Raw genomic sequence first — 16,679 nt, forward strand, 5'->3', positions numbered from 1 at the left:
CCTGATGTTGGATCAGCTTGAAGCCGAATTCCCGGAGCACACGCCTCGCGCCTCCAATGCGCCAAGGGCGCTTCAGGGGATTCGGGTGGTCGATTTTTCCCATTTCATCGCGGGACCGTTTGCCACCATGATCCTGGCCGACATGGGCGCCGAGGTGATCAAGGTCGAGGCGCCCGGCCGCGGCGACGATTTGCGTCGCTATCCTCCTGTGCATCCCGATCTCAAGCACGGCGCGCCGTTTCTCTGGACCAACCGCAACAAGCGCAGCGTTGCGCTCGATCTCAAATCCCCCGAGGGCCTGAAGGTTGCGCGTGAGCTGATCGCCACGGCCGACGTCGTCGTCGAGAATTTCTCCGCCGGCGTCATGGCGCGGCTGGGGCTCGACTACGAGAGCTGCCGCAAGATCAAACCCGAGATCATTTATTGTGCGGTATCAGCCTATGGACGCGATGGGGCATTTTCGGATCGGCTCGGTTTCGACCCGATCGCGCAGGTCGAAAGCGGCTTCGTGTCGATGAACGGCTATGCCGATCGCGAGGGCGTGCGGGCATTGTCGCCGGTGATGGATATCAGCACCGCGATGATGGCGAGCAATGCAATCCTCGGGGCTCTGTTCGCACGGGAGCGCAGTGGGCAGGGACAGGCCATCGAGGTATCGTTGTTCGAGAATGCCGTGCTGATGACGGGATACGCGACCATGCAGTCGCTCTTCAACGATGCCGATCCGGAGCGAAGCGGCAACACCAGTCCCGACACCTGCCCGTCGGGCGTGTTCCTGGCCAGCGATTGCTCGTTCTACATCAATTGCGGCAATGACAAGATCTTCCAGCGCTTGATGTCGCAGGTGCTCGGGCGCGAAGACCTCGCCGCGGCCGAGATTTATGCGACAGGCCCGGACCGGATCCGCCGGCGTGAGGAATTGTTCGCGATCCTCGGTGACGCATTTGGCAAGCAGCCCTGGTCACACTGGCAGAGACGGATGCGGGCGGCCGGTGTGCCCTGCGGCCAGCTGCGCACTGTCGGCGAAGCGATCCGCTCACCCGAGGCGAGGGAGCGCGCCATCGTCACCCGGATTCCGCACGAGACGGTCGGCTGGGTGCCGAATGTGAACCTGCCGATCCGCTACTCGCGGACGCCGATCGTCGATCCGGTCGCGGCGCCGGCGATCGGCCAGCATACCGAAGGCGTGCTGCGCGAGCTGCTCGGCTATGACGAGGCACAGATCGCGCGTCTTGCCGCGGGCGGCGCTTTCGGCAGCCAGCCGTCACGGAAGGATGCCAAAGAGGACGTCAAGGCGTGACGGCGCGAGCGCGAGACGAGCGGACGCTGCGGGGCCGTGTCGCCGTGATCGGGATCGGCGAAACCGAATATTATCGCCATGGCGCGTCTCCCGACCCGGAATTCAAGCTCGCGCTGAAAGCCATTCTGGCGGCGTGCGAGGACGCCGGGCTCGATCCCCGCGACATCGATGGCTTTTCCTCCTACAGCGACGATCGCAGCGAGGCGTCGCGGCTGGCGGCGGCGCTCGGCACACATCGATTGCGCACAGCGACCATGCAATGGGGCGGAGGAGGTGGCGGCTGCTGCGCGGCCGTTGCCAATGCGGCGGCCGCGATTGTCGCGGGTCTGGCCGATTGCGTCGTGGTCTTCCGATCGTTGGCGCAGGGCCAATATGGCCGCTTCGGGCAGGCGGCCGGGATCCACACCGTGTCGGGCGAACGGTCCTATTTGATGCCTTACGGCGTGCTGGCGCCGCCGCAGCGCTTTGCGATGCGCGTGCAGCGCTACATGCACGAGCAAGGCGTCCGGCAGGACGCCTTGCGCGCGATTGCGCTCGCTTCCTATCATCATGCCCAGGCCAACCCGCGTGCCGTGATGCACGGCAGGCCGCTCGATCCCGGGAAATACGATGCTTCGCGCTGGATCGTGGAGCCGTTCCATCTCTACGACTGTTGCATGGAGAATGACGGCGCGGCGGCCCTGGTGCTGGTGCCGGCCGATCGCGCCGGCGACTTCAGGCGCAAGCCGGCCTATCTGCTCGGTGCGGCCTTTGGCTCCGGACATCGTGCGGCCGCGACGGCGCACAACGCGCCGCTCTATGCCACTGCGAGTTTCGACACAGTGGCGCCTGATCTTTACCGGATGGCCGGGGTAGGGCCGTCCGACGTCGGTGTGGTCCAGGCGTATGAGAATTTCACCGGCGGCGTCGTGATGGCGCTGGCGGAGCATGGCTTCTTCAAGCCGGAGGACGCCAACGACTTTCTGACATTCGACAACCTGATCGCGCCGTCCGGGCGGCTGCCGCTCAACACCAGCGGCGGCAATCTCGCCGAATGCTACATGCACGGCTTTGAGCTCGTGCTGGAGGCCGTTCGTCAGGTGCGCGGCACATCGACAAGCCAGGCCCGCCGCAGCGATGTCGCAATGGTCATTGGAGGTCCGATGGTGTCACCCGCGAGCAACCTCATTTTGGGTTCGGAGGCCACCTTATGACCAATCCGAGCGCAGGCTATCTTCCGGCGGGCCTGCCAATCCCGGTCGCAGAGCCTGATGGTCTGTCAGCGCCTTATTGGGAAGGATTGCGACAGGGCAGGCTGCTGGTGCAGCGCTGCAGCCATTGCAACAGTTGGCAATTCGGACCCGAATGGCTCTGCCACCGCTGCCACACTTTCGATCCGGAATGGACGGAGGTCGCCCCGCGCGGCCGGATCTTCAGCTGGGAGCGCGTGTGGCATCCCTCACACGCGGCGCTGAAAGGGCATGGACCTTATATTGCGGTGCTTGTCGATCTGCCTCACGCCGGGGGAATCCGCATGGTCGGCAATCTGCTCGGCGATCCCGCGCAGAAGGTCACGATCGGCGCTGACGTGGAGGGAGTCTTCGAACATCATCCGGAGTCGAATCCACCGTACGCCTTGCTGCAATGGCGCCAGCAGCAGGTTTCCTCGAAGTGACCGTTCGCGACTGCCCTCGATACGGGAAATCGATCGCAGGTCTACCGGAGATAGATGGTTCGCGAACCGTTGCACCTATGATCAGGCATTAAGACATCCACTTGCCCGGTTTCGCGTCAGCTCCGCTGACAGGATGAGCGGCCGGGGTCCTTGTCTCGCGGCAGATGTCATGCAATCTTGCGCCGCCGGCAAAGCTGTTCGAGAGCAACAAGAACAATAATCCCTCTCGTCCCTCCAACTCTGTTGAGGGCCTGATCATGTCGAACCTTACCCAAACGACGTCCGCCCCGTGGCGGATAGGAGTGCTGTTCTCGCGAACCGGTTTCATGTCGGTGATCGAGGAGACCCAGTATCAGGGCACGCAACTCGCGATCGAGGAAGTGAATGAGGCGGGCGGGGTCTGCGGCCGTGAGCTGGTTCCCGTTGCCTACGATCCGGGCTCGGATTCCGCCGCTTATGGCCATTACGCCAAGCGGCTGATGGTCGAGGACCAGGTCAGCACGATCTTCGGCTGCTACACCTCGTCGAGCCGCAAGGCTGTTCTGCCGGTGGTCGAACGGCTCAACGGCCTGCTCTGGTATCCGACGCTTTACGAAGGCTTCGAGGCATCGCCGAACGTCATCTACACCGGCGCCTCGCCGAACCAGAACAGCCTCGCGCTGTGCCGCTATCTGATGGATACGTTCGGAACGCGGTTCTACTTCGTGGGCTCGGATTACATCTATCCGCGCGAATCCAACCGCGTGATGCGCGAATTGCTCAAGGCCAATGGCGGATCGGTGGTCGGCGAGCGCTATGTCAATGTCTATGCGCGCTGGCAGGACTTTGTGCCGATCATCCAGGACATCAAGCGCGTCAGGCCCGACGTGATCTTCTCGACTGTCGTCGGCGAAGGCACCGTGTTTCTCTATCAAGCCTACGCCAATGTCGGGCTCGATCCGAAGCGGGTGCCGATCGCCAGCCTGACCACGACGGAAGCCGAAATTGCGGCCATGGGCTTCGACGTCGGCGCGGGGCACGTCACGGCGGCATCTTATTTCCAAGGCGTCGAGGGCAGTGCCAACAACGCATTTGTGCAGCGCTTCAAGAAGCGGTTCGGCGCCGACGTCTCGACCAACATGTGCGCCGAATCGTCCTATTTCCAGCTGCATCTGTTCGCGAAGGCGCTCGAACAGGTCAATTCGCTCGACACGGAAGTGCTGCGCTCCATGGTGTTCGGCACCAGCTTTGATGCGCCGCAAGGGGCGGTGACAGTCAACCCGATGTCGGGGCATACTGATCTGTGGACCCGGATCGGGCGTGCCAATCGCACTGGGCAGTTCGATATCGTCAGCCAGTCGAAGGAGCCGGTGCATGCCGATCCGTTCCTGATCGGATACGGTCGTGCAACGCAAACAGGAAGCGTCCAATGAACGAAATGTCGCGTAAGCCGACGCTGAGCCGAGACGTCGGCGGGCGCAAGACCATGGTTCAGGAACTTGCCGATCTGTCGGCGGTGGTGGTCGCGCCGGTCGACGATCAGGTCGGCATGTTGCTGCGCGAGTTGCAGCGGTTCCGGATGCGGGTGCGTCAGGTCTGGCCGATGCCGGAGAGCGTGCCCGCCGATGCCGACGTGGTTTACTGCGAATATTCACCTGATCTGGCGCGGCGTCTGCCATGGATTCCGGGCGATGCGCGATCGGCGCTGGTCGTGATCCTGCCGGCGACGGAGACCGTTCATGCCGACGCGCTGTGTCATGCGACGCCGAACGCCATTCTGCCGCGGCCGTTCACGCAGAATGCGGTGTTGTCGAGCCTTGTGCTGGCGCGCAGCCAATTTGGTTATGAGCGGCGGCTCCGCAGCAAGATCGAGAAGCTTGACGACAATCTGCGTTCGATGCGCACGGTGGAACGCGCCAAGGCCATTCTGATGGCGACGCGGCAGATGCCGGAAACCGAAGCCTATGGCTTCATAAGACGACAGGCGATGGATCGTCGCGTGTCGGCAAGCGCCGTAGCCGCGGCGATTGTTGACTCGTTCGAACTGCTTGGCTACGATCATCAACAGTAAGCCCCAATAGCGGGGCCGGCGGCGACAGCGCCGCCTTCGACACAACCGGCAACAAAGCCCTCCCAATGCTCGCGTAAGCGCGCATCGGGAGGGCTTTTTGTTTTTTCAGTCCTGAAGGGAGCTAGGGATGAGCATTTCACGGCGGACTTTGCTGAGGAATACCGCGGCGCTTGGCGCGTTTGCCGGCGCCGGACTGCCGCACATCTGGATCAAGAACGCCGACCTCGCTTACGCCGCGGGCGGCGAAATCAAGGTCGGCGTGCTGTTCTCGCTGACGGGAACGACCGCGATCATCGAGGAATCGCTCAACAAGGCGACGCTGCTCGCCATCGAGGAAATCAACGCCGCGGGCGGCATCAAGGGCAGCAAGATCGTGCCGATCGTCGAGGATCCTGCGTCCGATCCCGCGACCTTCTCGGAGAAGGCCCGCAAGCTTGTCGTCGGCGACAAATGCGTCAGCGTGTTCGGCTCCTACACCTCGGCGAGCCGCAAGGCGGTGCTCCCGGTGTTCGAGCGGCAGAACAATCTCTATTGGTATCCGACGCTCTATGAAGGCCGCGAGTGCTCGAAGAACGTGATCTACACCGGCGCCGTGCCGAACCAGCAGCAGGACGAGTTCGTGCCCTGGCTGGTCAAGAAGTTCGGCAAGAAGTTCTACCTGATCGGCTCCAACTACATCTATCCGAAGGAAGAGAACAACTACTGCAAGAAGCTGCTCGAGAAACTCGGTGGCGAGGTCGTCGCGGAAGAATATGTGCCGCTCGGCCATTCCGAATTCTCTTCCGTCATCAACAAGATCCGCTCGACCCAGCCGAATGTGATCTTCTCCACCGTGGTCGGCGATTCCGTGGTCGCGCTGCATCGCCAGTATCGAGCTGCCGGCCTCGATCCCGAGAAGATGCCGATGGCGAGCCTCACCACGTCCGAGAATGAGGTCGCGGCGATGGGCGGCGAGGCCGCCGCCGGCCACTTCACTTCGGCGCCGTACTTCATGGTGCACAAATCGCCGGAGAACGAGAAGTTCGTCGCGGCCTACAAGAAGCGCTGGGGCGCCGACAAGGTGACGCATTTCGTGTCGGAGGCCTGCTACTTCCAGACCTATTTGTTCAAGCAGGCGGTCGAGAAGCTTGCGACCAGCGACCTGACGCCGCCGAACATTCGCGACGCAGTCAAGGGCGAGGGAATGATTGCGCCGCAGGGCAAGGTCCAGATCGAGTCGGAGAACCTGCACACCTGGCTATGGCCGAAGATCGCCCAAGCGAAGTCGAACGGCCAGTTCGAGATTCTCGTCGAATCCAAGGAATGGCTGAAGCCCGTACCTTACGCGGCCTATCCCGGGCAGTCCTGCACCGAGAAGGGCCTGGTCGAGAAGAGCTGACGACCGGGGCTGACCAAGGCCGTTGGCGTGCGGCGCCGGCGGCCGGCGTCCCGCAGCAAATGTGCCTCTCGCATGCATGCGTGCGAGGGGCAGGCGCACCAACATTGAAGAGCGGATCCCGACGTGGACCAATTCATCGAACAAATCGTCACGGGCCTCAGCATCGGGTCGATCCTGCTGCTGGTCGCGCTGGGACTGTCGATCATCTACGGTTCGATGGGCATCATCAATCTCGCCCATGGCGAGTTCGTGATGCTCGGTGCTTACGCCGCCTGGGTGTTTCACACCTATTTCGGGTGGAGTCTGCTGACGAGCCTGGTTCCGATCTTCCTCGTGGTTGCCGCGTTCGGCTGGGTCATCGAGCGCTACGTCCTGAGCCTGCTCAACAACCGGCCGCTGGATACGATTCTTGCGACCTGGGGTGTCGGCATCATGCTGCAGCAGGCGGTGCGGCTGATGGTCGGCAGCGAATTGCGCTACGTGCAGCTGCCGCCGGCGCTGTCCGACAGCATGAACGTGTTCGGCATCCCGATATCGTCGTATCGTGTGTTCCTGTTCGTGGTGTCGATCGCGCTGTTCATGGCGACCTGGTTGCTCATGAATCGCACCACGGTCGGGATGAAGCTGCGTGCCATCATCCAGGACCGTTCGGTCGCCGCCTCGTTCGGCATCAACGCCAAGCGGGTCTATGCGCTGACGTTTGCTTATGGCGCCGGACTTGCGGGCCTTGCCGGCGCACTGGTGTCGCCGCTCAAGAGCGTGTCGCCCGATATGGGCACCGGCTATGTGGTCGACGCCTTCATGGTGGTCGTGCTCGGCGGCGTGCAGAGCCTCGCCGGCACCGTGGCGAGCGCCTTCATCCTCGGCGAGCTCTCCGGCGGCATTGCCTTCCTGCAGAACGACACGGTGGCGAAGGCAATCGTGCTGCTCGCCATCGTCGTGCTCATCCGTTTCCGCCCCGAAGGGCTTTTCACCGCTCGCGTGCGGGCCTGAGACAGATCGCTCATTCATGCCGTCGAATGTGACTACCTCCAGCGGATTGCAGCGCCTGATCGCGCAGCTTGCCCCGCTGCTCATCGTCTGCGCGCTCGTGTTCGCGCTGCCGGTGCTGCTCAACAATGACTTCCTGCTCAACAAGGTCGCGCGCTATCTGGTGCTTGGCATCCTTACGGTGTCGCTCGGGCTGTCCTGGGGCTTCGGCGGCATCCTGAACCTCGGCCAGGCGATGAGCTTCGGGCTCGGCTCCTACGCCATGGCGATGGCGCTGAAGCTCAAGACCGTGCCGGTGCATACGGGGGCGAGCGGGCTGCCGGACTTCATGGTCTGGAACAATGTCGCGCACCTGCCATGGTTCTGGGAGCCATTCCGCTCGTTGACCTTCGCTATCGCGGCGGGCCTGCTCGTGCCGGCGCTGGTTGCGGCGGCACTCGGCTGGTTCATGTTCCGCGGACGGGTGACCGGCGTCTATGTCTCGATCATCACGCTCGCCACCATGGTGGTGATCAACCTCGTGATCATCGACCAGCAGAGCTACACCGGCGGCTTCAACGGCATCACCGATCTCGCCCAGCTCGAGATCTTCGGCGTCGCGTTCGATGCCTATGGCCGCGCGACCTATTATCTCGTCGCCTGCTGCGTGCTGCTCAGCCTGCTGGTCGCCTTTGCCTTCACGAAGTCCAGGGCCGGTCTGATCGTGCAGGCGATCCGCGACCATGAGAGCCGGGTGCGCTACTTCGGTTACGACGTCGCGCGCTACCAGATCTTCGTGTTCGCACTGTCGGCTGCGATCGCGGGGCTTGCCGGCATGCTCTACACCGTGGTGATGGAGTTTGCCTCGCCGACCTTCCTTGGCGTGCAGATTTCGCTGTCGGTGGTGGTGTGGTGCGCGGTCGGCGGCCGGCAGAGCCTGGTCGGTGCGTTCCTCGGCGCGGTGCTGGTGGCGGGCATGCAGGGTGCGCTGTCGGAATCCGCGGCGTTCCTGGAAACCTGGACGCTGGTGATGGGCGCGTTGTTCGTGCTCGTGGTGCTGTTCCTGCCGAAGGGGCTCGCCGGCCTCGCCCAGGTCGTCGTGCGCTGGATCGTGCAACGCCGGCAGGCCACCGGCCGTGGTGTTGCGCAAGGCGTCGGCCAGACGGAGGGCAGCACATGACCTCCCACCTCGAACTCCGCGACATCTCGGTCAGCTTCAACGGCTTCAAGGCGATCAATGGCCTCAACATGAGCGTCCGCAAGGGCGAGCTGCGCTGCCTGATCGGGCCGAACGGCGCGGGCAAGACCACGGCGCTGGACATCATCTGCGGCAAGGTCAAGCCGAGCGGCGGCACCGTCAGCTTTGACGGCACCGCGCTGCAGGATCTCGAGGAATACGAGATCGCCCGCGCCGGCGTTGGCCGCAAGTTCCAGGTGCCGAGCGTGTTCCGCGAGCTCTCGGTCTCCGAGAATCTTGAAGTGGCCCGAGCGCGCCGCACCTCCGTGTTCGGCAACCTTCGCTGGAATGTCGGCAATTCCGGGCGCCCGGACGTCGAACGTCTTGCCGAACTGGTCGGGCTCACCGAGCAGCTCGATCGGCCCGCCGCCTATCTGTCGCACGGCCAGACCCAATGGCTCGAGATCGGCATGCTGGTCGCCCAGGACGCCGAGCTGATCCTGATGGACGAGCCCACCGCGGGCATGACGGCGCAGGAAACCCGCAAGACCGCCGAACTGTTCGCGCGGCTGAAAGGCAAGCACACGCTGATCGTGGTCGAGCACGACATGGGTTTTGTGAAGGCGATCGGCGACATCATCTCGGTGATGCATATGGGCCAGATGCTGGCCGAGGGCACCGCGGCGGAGGTCGAGGCGCATCCCGAAGTCCGCCGCGCCTACCTCGGATCGGGAGGCATCAGCCATGCTTGAGCTGACCGACGTCGATGCCTTCTACGGCAACAGCCGCGCCCTGCAGGGCATCAACCTGATGGTCGGCAATGGCGAGTTCCTCTCGGTGCTCGGCCGCAACGGCGTCGGCAAGACCACGCTGATGCGCAGCATCCTCGGCCTGATGGACCGGGTCACCGGACGGCTGTCGCTCGACGGCGCCGACATCTCGCCGCTGCGGACCTATCAGCGCGCCAAGGCCGGCATTGCCTATGTGCCGCAGGGCCGCGGCATCCTGCCGCGCTTCACCGTGCGGGAGAACCTGACGCTGGGCACCTTCGCTGCGAAATCGGCCAACGGCATCGAGGAGTGGGTGCTCGAGCTGTTTCCGGTGCTCAAGGATTTTCTCAATCGCTACGGCGGCAATCTCTCCGGCGGCCAGCAGCAGCAGCTCGCGATCGCGCGTGCGCTGCTCGCCCAGCCCAAGGTCATCCTGCTGGACGAGCCGACCGAGGGCATCCAGCCGAACATCGTCGAGCAGATCGAGGACGTGATCGTCCGCCTCAACCGCGAGCGCGGGATCACGGTCGTGCTGGTCGAACAGAATGTCGCGTTCGCGCGGCGTGCGTCTCACCGCTTCGCGCTGCTCGAAAAGGGACGCGTCGTCGCCAAGGGCGCGATCGGTGAGCTCACCGATGATCTCATCCAGCTGCACATGGCAGTGTAGCGGGAATTATGGTTCAAGAAAGGGAGTCGAGACATGTTGCATGGAGACATATCGAGCAGCAAGGACACGGTCGGCGTCGCCGTGGTCAATTACAAGATGCCACGCCTGCACACCAAGGCGCAGGTGCTGGATAACGCGCGCAACATCGCCAACATGGTCGAGGGCATGAAGCTCGGCCTGCCGGGCATGGACCTGGTGATCTTCCCGGAATACTCGACCCACGGCATCATGTACGACTCCAAGGAGATGTACGAGACGGCATCGTCGGTGCCCGGCGAGGAAACCCGCATCTTCGCGGACGCCTGCCGCAAGGCCAAGGTCTGGGGCGTGTTCTCGCTGACCGGCGAGCGCCACGAGGAGCATCCCAACAAGGCGCCGTACAACACCCTGATCCTGATGAACGACAAAGGTGAGATTGTCCAGAAATACCGCAAGATCATGCCATGGGTGCCGATCGAGGGCTGGTATCCCGGCGATTGCACCTACGTCTCGGAAGGGCCGAAGGGGCTGAAGATCAGTCTGATCATCTGCGACGACGGCAACTATCCGGAGATCTGGCGTGATTGCGCGATGCGCGGCGCCGAACTGATCGTCCGCTGCCAGGGCTACATGTATCCGGCCAAGGAGCAGCAGATCCAGATCTCGAAGTCGATGGCCTGGGCCAACAATTGCTACGTCGCGGTCGCCAACGCCTCGGGCTTCGACGGCGTCTATTCCTACTTCGGCCATTCCGCGATCATCGGTTTCGACGGCCGCACGCTCGGCGAGTGCGGCACCGAGGACAACGGCATCCAGTACGCCCAGCTCTCGGTGTCGCTGATCCGCGACGCCCGCCGCAACATGCAGTCGCAGAACCATCTCTTCAAGCTGATGCACCGCGGCTATACCGGCCTGATCAACTCCGGTGACGGTGACCGCGGCCACGCCGTCTGCCCCTACACCTTCTACAAGAACTGGATCACGGACCCCGAGGGGACGCGGGAAATGGTCGAGGCCATGACCCGTCCGACCGTTGGGACCGACGAATGTCCGATCGAGGGCATTCCGAACCAGAAAGTCGCGCATCGCTAGGCGACATCGACGATCGGCGCCGGCGCGACGTTTGCGCGCCGGCGTGGTTCGAGGCAACGGCGGGCATTTCCACACAGGGGAAGCAGGGGCGATATCATGAGCAGTCAATCGAATAGCGGGCTGGTTCATCAGACCGAGGGCCAGATCGACGACCTTCTCGGTCATGAGTTCGAGCACGAGCCGGTGCCGATGAACGCCCGGCGCAGCGCCTTCTCGGTCACCATGGTGTGGCTGGGCTTTCCGATGATCATCACCGGCGCGATGACCGGATCGCTGCTCGTGCTGGGCATGGGGTTCAAGAATGCGCTGGTAGCGATGATCGTCGGCAATTTGATTATGTTCGCCTATGTGGGCGCGCTCGGCCTGATCGGTACCAGGCGCGGCATGAACTTCGCGCTGATCGCGAGCATTGTGTTCGGCAAGAAGGGTTACGTGCTGGCGTCGGGCCTGCTGTCGACGCTGCTGCTCGGCTGGTACGCCGTGCAGACCGGCATCACGGGCGCCTTGATCTCCTCGACCTACGGCCTCAATTACGTGGCGATGACCATCGTGGCCGGCGTGCTCTATATCGGCATCACCTTCGTCGGCGTAAAGGGCCTGCACTATATCGGGCTGGCGTCGGTGCCGCTGTTCGTCGTGCTCGGCCTTTGGGTCGCGGCCGACGCCGCCTCGACCACGACAGCAGCGGCGATCTTTGGCTATGCCGGCAATAATGGCGTGGCCAGCATGTCGATGGGCGTCGGTCTCACGGTGGTGCTCGCGCTGTTCATCGACGCAGGCACGGTGACCGCCGACTTCAACCGCTGGGCCCCGAGTGCGCGATCATCACTGTTTGCCACCTTCAGCGCGTTTCCGTTTGCCAATCTGGTGGCGATGCTCGTCGGCGGCGTGATGACCGCGGCGCTCGCCGTGCCGAACGCCAATCCGTTCGGCGTCGACAACATGTTCGGCTACATGAACGGCAAGCAGCTGACCTGGCTCAGCATTCTTGCGTTCATCTTCCTCTACGCCAATCTCGGCTCGGTCTGCTCGCACTGCCTGTATAATGCGGCCACCGGCTGGTCGCGCATTCTGGGCACCAACATGCGCTTGATGGCCGTGATCCTCGGCGCCATCGGCATCGTCGTTGCGGCTGGCAATGTCTGGGCGTTCTTCATCCAGTGGTTGTCGCTGCTCGGCATCCTCGTGCCGCCGATCGGTGCGATCATCCTGGTCGATCAGTACCTGCTGCGCGCCGGTGCGCGGGCGGACGTGGACTGGCGTGCGAAGCCGTTCATTGCCTGGGGCATCGGGTCGCTGTGCGCCTTTGCAGTTGAAAACCTGATGCCGGGGCTGTCCACTGCGATCTCGGCCGCGCTGGTCGCCGGCATCGTGTACGGGGCGATCGCACGGGTGGAGCCGTCCGCCGAAAAGGTGGCGCGTCCCGCATAAGCGACAGGCTCAATCAAGCAAAAAGGATGCATCAATGAGCGTCGACTATCAGATCTACGATCTCGGCAATCTGACCTTGCAGCGCGGCGCGACCATCCGCGACTGCAAGCTCGCCTACAAGACGTTTGGCCAGCTCAACGCGGCTAAGGACAACGTGATCGTCTATCCGACCTGGTACTCCGGCCAGCACTACGACAATGAATGGCTGATCGGGCCGGGCATGGCGCTCGATCCGGCAAAATACTTCATCATCATACCCAACATGCTCGGCAACGGCCTGTCGTCATCGCCGAGCAACACGCCGGAGCCGTATAACGGGCCGCGTTTTCCGCAGGTGACGGCCTATGACAATGTGCGCGCCCAGCACCGGCTGGTCACCGAGCAATTCGGCATCAAGCACATTCGCCTGGTGGTCGGCTGGTCGATGGGCGCGTTGCAGACCTTCCATTGGGGTGCGCTTTATCCCGACATGATGGACTTGCTGGCGCCGTTCTGCGGCTCAGCCAAATGCTCGCGCCACAACTACGTGTTCCTCGAGGGCGTCAAGGCCGCGCTCACAGCGGATGCCGCGTGGAAGGAGGGCTGGTACACCGACAAGCCGGCCCGCGGCCTGCGCGCCGCCGCGCGGGTCTATGCCGGCTGGGGCTTTTCGCAGGCCTTCTATCGCGAGCAGCTCGACATCAAGACGCTGGGCTATTCGTCGCTGGAGGATTTTTTGGTGGCGTTCTGGGAAGGCTTCTTCCTGCCGAAGGATCCCAACAACCTGCTCACCATGCTGTGGACCTGGCAGAACGGCGACATCAGTGCCAATGAGATCTACAATGGCGACTTCAAGGCTGCGCTCAGGGCCATCAAGGCCAAGGCTTATGTCATGCCGGGCCAGACCGACCTTTATTTCCCGCCGGAGGATAGCGAGATCGAAGTGGCGAACATGCCGAACGCCAAGTTCGTGCCGGTGCCCTCGATATGGGGCCACTTCGCGGGCGGGCCGGGAACCAATCCGGTCGATGTCGCCTTCATCGTCACCAAGCTCAAGGAATTGCTCGCATCGTGAGATCGAACGGTTGCGTGCGCGATCATGGGAGGCGTGAGCTTGTCCAATCCCGCTCTGCTGCTTGACCAGTACCGTATCCGCGAGGAGCCGTATTACCGGCCGCTCAAGGATGAGGTCGAACTGTTCGGCGCAGCCTATGCGAACCGCATGCCGGTGATGCTGAAAGGGCCCACCGGCTGCGGCAAGACGCGGTTCATCGAATACATGGCGTGGCGGCTCGGCCGCCCGCTCATTACGGTCGCCTGTCACGAGGACATGACGGCGGCCGATCTGGTGGGGCGCTGGCTGCTCGATGCACAGGGTACGGTGTGGAGCGACGGGCCGCTCACCACCGCCGTGCGCCTTGGCGCGATCTGCTATCTGGACGAGATCGTCGAGGCGCGCCAGGACACCACCGTCGTGATTCATCCCCTGACCGATGATCGTCGTGTCCTGCCGCTGGAAAAGCGTGGCGAACTCATCCACGCTCATTCCGACTTCCAGCTTGTGATCTCCTACAATCCGGGCTACCAGAGCGCGATCAAGGACCTCAAGGAATCCACCAAGCAACGTTTTGCGGCGCTGGATTTCGGGTATCCGGACCGGTCGGCGGAGACCGAGGTGGTGTCGCGCGAGGCCGGCATCGAGCCCAACCTCGCTGATCTCCTGGTGAAGATCGCGCAGCACAGCCGCAACCTGAAGGGCCAGGGTCTCGACGAGGGCGCCTCGACCCGGATGCTGGTCAATGCCGGCCGATTGATCGGATGCGGCATCAGCCTCGAAAAGGCGTGCGAGACCACGATCGTCGTTCCCCTGACCGATGATGCGGACACCAGGAACACGTTGCGCGACGTGATCTCGGCCTCCGCGTGAATGGAAGCCTCGAGGTGGCGGTCGCGCAAATCAGTTCGCTCGATGGCTTCCGGTCCGGACGCCGGCTTGCGGCACTGTTGCGCGGTCACGACGAGATCGCCGCGGCAGTGCAGGCGGCGCGCGCCACATTGCAGCCCGTCGTCTCGTTCGATCATCTCGCGGCCTGGGACGAGGCTGTGCACGGCCTGTTCGCGGCCAATCTCGGCGCAGCCATGGTGCTCGGCTATCTCAGGCTATCGGAACGCTGGCCGGCGCAGCGACCGGCCGACGACCTGGTCGCGATCGGCCGTGCGGTCAGCGACATCGGCCGCAGCGCCGGAAGCCGCGTCGCTCACGCACTGCTGACTGAGCTGTCCAAGGTGCTGCCGCGGCTTGCGGGTGCTGGAGAGCTCACCGCGGTTCTCGCCGCGTTCGGCCAACTCGCAGACATGGGGCCGGAGTCGGCCGGCCTTGCGATCGTTCGGCTGGAGCCGTTTCTGGCACAGTCCGGCGGCGAGGCGTTCTCCGCCTGGGTCTCCGCCGGCTTGCGCGCGAGCGGAGGCCGCGCGGCGCGTCGGCGGGCCTATTTCGCGCTCGACGATCCGCTGTCGGCGCGTCTGTTCGCAGCCGGGCGGACAGCGGATGATTTTGCGCGGCTGGAGACGCGTCTCGCCGCAACGACCGTTGCGTTGTGGAACAGAAAGCCGCGTCTCCGCAAACTGGCCGTTGCACCGACGCCGGTGCCGCGGCGGACCTCGCTCGCGGCCGGCTTCATCGGCCTGCCGGAGACGTTTCCCGGCTTCGAAGGCGAGGGGGCGGACGCGATCTATCTCGCAGCGGTCGCGCACGCCGGGGCGCATCTCGTGCATTCCACCGTCCGCTTTCCGGTCGGGCGATTGAAGGCGCTGCAGATCGCGCTGGTCTCGCTGATCGAGGATGCCCGGGTCGAGACGCTGGCGCTTCGTGAACTGCCCGGCCTGCGCCGGCTGTGGCTGCCATTTCACACCGCGACGCCATCCGGCCAGGCGACGGCGGCCGGGCTGATGACGCGGCTGGCGCGGGCGCTGATCGACCCGGATTATCAGGACCCGGATGCGTGGGTCACCAAGGGACAGCAGCTGTTTGCTGCCGCCGCCGACCGCTGGACCGATCCCGCCATCAGCCGCGAGATCGGCGGGCTGCTCGGCAATGACATCGGGCAGATGCGGCTGCAGTTCAACGCCAAGAGCTATGTCGTCGAACCCGCCTATCGCGACGACAATCTGGCACTGTGGGATTTCGGCGATCAGCCGGACAGCCCGGCCGAGACGATCGAGCTCGCGGTCGATTCCGTGCGGATCGAGCGGCGCGATGATCCAGCCGCACAGTCGGCCGATGACGACGCCAAGCCGGACGAGACGCTGCGTGCGAAGGCCCGCGCAGTCACGCTGCTGGACGGATTTCCGGCCGCAACCTATCCGGAATGGGACTATGCCGCGCGCGCCGAGCGGGCGGACTGGACCACCATTCTGGAGGCCGATGCCGCCGTTTCCGCGAAGCCGTTCGATCTGCCGGCGGACACGGACACGATGCGCTGGGTCACACGCTTGACCCGCGATGCGTCGATTGGCCGCCGCATCCGCCACAAGGGCCAGCGCGACGGCGAGGCGCTCGACATCGATGCGGCAGTCGCCGTGACGATCGAGCGGCGTGCCGGCAACACTGGCGAGCCCAGGGTCTATCAGCGCGATGCGCCGGGACCGCGCGATCTCGCCATCCTGCTGCTGATGGATCTGTCGCAATCGACCGCCGACCGCGATCGCCGCGGCCGGACCGTTCTCGACGTCGAGCGTAAGGCAGCCGCGATCATGGCGACGGCGGTCGAGGCCGCCAATGACGCGATCGCAGTGCATGGCTTCAGCTCCGACGGCCGCGAACGCGTGCGTTATCTGCGCATCAAGGACTTCGAGGAGCCGATGGACGCTGTGGTACGGTCGCGCCTCGCGGGCATTGCCAGCAGCCATTCCACCCGGCTTGGTGCGGCCTTGCGCCATGCGGGCGGCTACCTCGCGGGACGACGTGCGTTCCGCAAGGTGCTGCTGCTCCTGACCGATGGCGAGCCCTCCGACATCGACGTGCCCGATCCGCAATATCTCGTGGAGGACGCGCGTCGTGCCGCGCAGCAGCTGCGGCGGCGCAGCACCGATATCTTTGCGTTCGGCATCGGTGAAGGCAGATTTCCCCAGCTCGATCGCATTTTCGGCGAGCGCTATGCGCTTCGCGTGCCGCGCATCGAGGTGCTGCCGCAACGGGTGATGCAGCTTTATGCGGAACTGAAGAAGTAGTCC

The 16,679-nt window shown here is 64.0% G+C and carries 15 protein-coding genes; all 15 read left to right on the forward strand.

Going from position 1 to position 16,679, the window contains the following annotated elements; all coding sequences use genetic code 11:
- Positions 1-4 precede the first annotated feature (4 nt).
- The 15 genes from WDM24_RS14855 to WDM24_RS14925 all read left to right on the forward strand — a co-directional run bounded on the left by WDM24_RS14855 (position 5) and on the right by WDM24_RS14925 (position 16,676).
- Positions 5-1,300, forward strand: a complete 1,296-nt coding sequence (locus WDM24_RS14855; protein WP_338831716.1) for a CoA transferase — start codon at positions 5-7, stop codon at positions 1,298-1,300.
- Positions 1,297-2,493, forward strand: coding sequence for a thiolase C-terminal domain-containing protein (locus WDM24_RS14860; protein WP_338699014.1), 1,197 nt, complete (start codon positions 1,297-1,299; stop codon positions 2,491-2,493). The genes WDM24_RS14855 and WDM24_RS14860 overlap by 4 nt, the downstream gene beginning before the upstream one ends.
- On the forward strand, positions 2,490-2,954 hold the full coding sequence (locus tag WDM24_RS14865) for a Zn-ribbon domain-containing OB-fold protein (RefSeq protein WP_166294095.1): 465 nt from the start codon (positions 2,490-2,492) through the stop codon (positions 2,952-2,954). Before WDM24_RS14860 ends, WDM24_RS14865 begins: the two co-directional genes overlap by 4 nt.
- Before the next feature lie 257 nt (positions 2,955-3,211).
- Entirely contained in the window at positions 3,212-4,366 is a 1,155-nt protein-coding gene (locus tag WDM24_RS14870) for a transporter substrate-binding domain-containing protein (RefSeq protein WP_210297516.1), read from the forward strand.
- Positions 4,363-5,004, forward strand: a complete 642-nt coding sequence (locus WDM24_RS14875) for an ANTAR domain-containing response regulator (RefSeq protein WP_029080628.1) — start codon at positions 4,363-4,365, stop codon at positions 5,002-5,004. Before WDM24_RS14870 ends, WDM24_RS14875 begins: the two co-directional genes overlap by 4 nt.
- Before the next feature lie 127 nt (positions 5,005-5,131).
- Positions 5,132-6,382, forward strand: coding sequence for a transporter substrate-binding domain-containing protein (locus WDM24_RS14880; RefSeq protein WP_175619249.1), 1,251 nt, complete (start codon positions 5,132-5,134; stop codon positions 6,380-6,382).
- Positions 6,383-6,505: 123 nt separating this feature from the next.
- Positions 6,506-7,375, forward strand: coding sequence for an urea ABC transporter permease subunit UrtB (gene urtB / locus WDM24_RS14885; RefSeq protein WP_029080626.1), 870 nt, complete (start codon positions 6,506-6,508; stop codon positions 7,373-7,375).
- Between the two features lie 16 nt (positions 7,376-7,391).
- On the forward strand, positions 7,392-8,531 hold the full coding sequence (gene urtC, locus WDM24_RS14890; RefSeq protein ID WP_338699019.1) for an urea ABC transporter permease subunit UrtC: 1,140 nt from the start codon (positions 7,392-7,394) through the stop codon (positions 8,529-8,531).
- Positions 8,528-9,280, forward strand: coding sequence for an urea ABC transporter ATP-binding protein UrtD (urtD, locus tag WDM24_RS14895; protein WP_338831717.1), 753 nt, complete (start codon positions 8,528-8,530; stop codon positions 9,278-9,280). Before urtC ends, urtD begins: the two co-directional genes overlap by 4 nt.
- Entirely contained in the window at positions 9,273-9,965 is a 693-nt protein-coding gene (urtE, locus tag WDM24_RS14900; RefSeq protein WP_029080623.1) for an urea ABC transporter ATP-binding subunit UrtE, read from the forward strand. The genes urtD and urtE overlap by 8 nt, the downstream gene beginning before the upstream one ends.
- Positions 9,966-9,998: 33 nt before the next feature.
- Complete coding sequence (locus WDM24_RS14905; RefSeq protein ID WP_029080622.1) at positions 9,999-11,036, forward strand: aliphatic amidase; 1,038 nt, start codon at positions 9,999-10,001, stop codon at positions 11,034-11,036.
- Between the two features lie 96 nt (positions 11,037-11,132).
- Positions 11,133-12,467, forward strand: a complete 1,335-nt coding sequence (locus WDM24_RS14910) for a purine-cytosine permease family protein (protein WP_338699026.1) — start codon at positions 11,133-11,135, stop codon at positions 12,465-12,467.
- A 34-nt stretch (positions 12,468-12,501) separates the two neighbouring features.
- Positions 12,502-13,521, forward strand: coding sequence for an alpha/beta fold hydrolase (locus WDM24_RS14915; protein WP_338699028.1), 1,020 nt, complete (start codon positions 12,502-12,504; stop codon positions 13,519-13,521).
- A gap of 39 nt (positions 13,522-13,560) precedes the next feature.
- Positions 13,561-14,373, forward strand: coding sequence for a CbbQ/NirQ/NorQ/GpvN family protein (locus WDM24_RS14920; RefSeq protein ID WP_029080619.1), 813 nt, complete (start codon positions 13,561-13,563; stop codon positions 14,371-14,373).
- 14 nt (positions 14,374-14,387) lie between these two features.
- Positions 14,388-16,676, forward strand: a complete 2,289-nt coding sequence (locus WDM24_RS14925) for a nitric oxide reductase activation protein NorD (protein WP_338699030.1) — start codon at positions 14,388-14,390, stop codon at positions 16,674-16,676.
- Positions 16,677-16,679 lie beyond the last annotated feature (3 nt).

The organism is Bradyrhizobium sp. 27S5 (assembly GCF_037217225.1).
Lineage (GTDB): Bacteria > Pseudomonadota > Alphaproteobacteria > Rhizobiales > Xanthobacteraceae > Bradyrhizobium > Bradyrhizobium septentrionale.

Coding starts and splice junctions, on each gene's coding strand:
- WDM24_RS14855 (WP_338831716.1), top strand. CDS start 5: ATGTTGGATCAGCTTGAAGCCGAATTCCCGGAGCACACGCCTCGCGCC.
- WDM24_RS14865 (WP_166294095.1), top strand. CDS start 2,490: ATGACCAATCCGAGCGCAGGCTATCTTCCGGCGGGCCTGCCAATCCCG.
- WDM24_RS14870 (WP_210297516.1), top strand. CDS start 3,212: ATGTCGAACCTTACCCAAACGACGTCCGCCCCGTGGCGGATAGGAGTG.
- WDM24_RS14875 (WP_029080628.1), top strand. CDS start 4,363: ATGAACGAAATGTCGCGTAAGCCGACGCTGAGCCGAGACGTCGGCGGG.
- WDM24_RS14880 (WP_175619249.1), top strand. CDS start 5,132: ATGAGCATTTCACGGCGGACTTTGCTGAGGAATACCGCGGCGCTTGGC.
- urtC (WP_338699019.1), top strand. CDS start 7,392: ATGCCGTCGAATGTGACTACCTCCAGCGGATTGCAGCGCCTGATCGCG.
- urtD (WP_338831717.1), top strand. CDS start 8,528: ATGACCTCCCACCTCGAACTCCGCGACATCTCGGTCAGCTTCAACGGC.
- urtE (WP_029080623.1), top strand. CDS start 9,273: ATGCTTGAGCTGACCGACGTCGATGCCTTCTACGGCAACAGCCGCGCC.
- WDM24_RS14905 (WP_029080622.1), top strand. CDS start 9,999: ATGTTGCATGGAGACATATCGAGCAGCAAGGACACGGTCGGCGTCGCC.
- WDM24_RS14910 (WP_338699026.1), top strand. CDS start 11,133: ATGAGCAGTCAATCGAATAGCGGGCTGGTTCATCAGACCGAGGGCCAG.
- WDM24_RS14915 (WP_338699028.1), top strand. CDS start 12,502: ATGAGCGTCGACTATCAGATCTACGATCTCGGCAATCTGACCTTGCAG.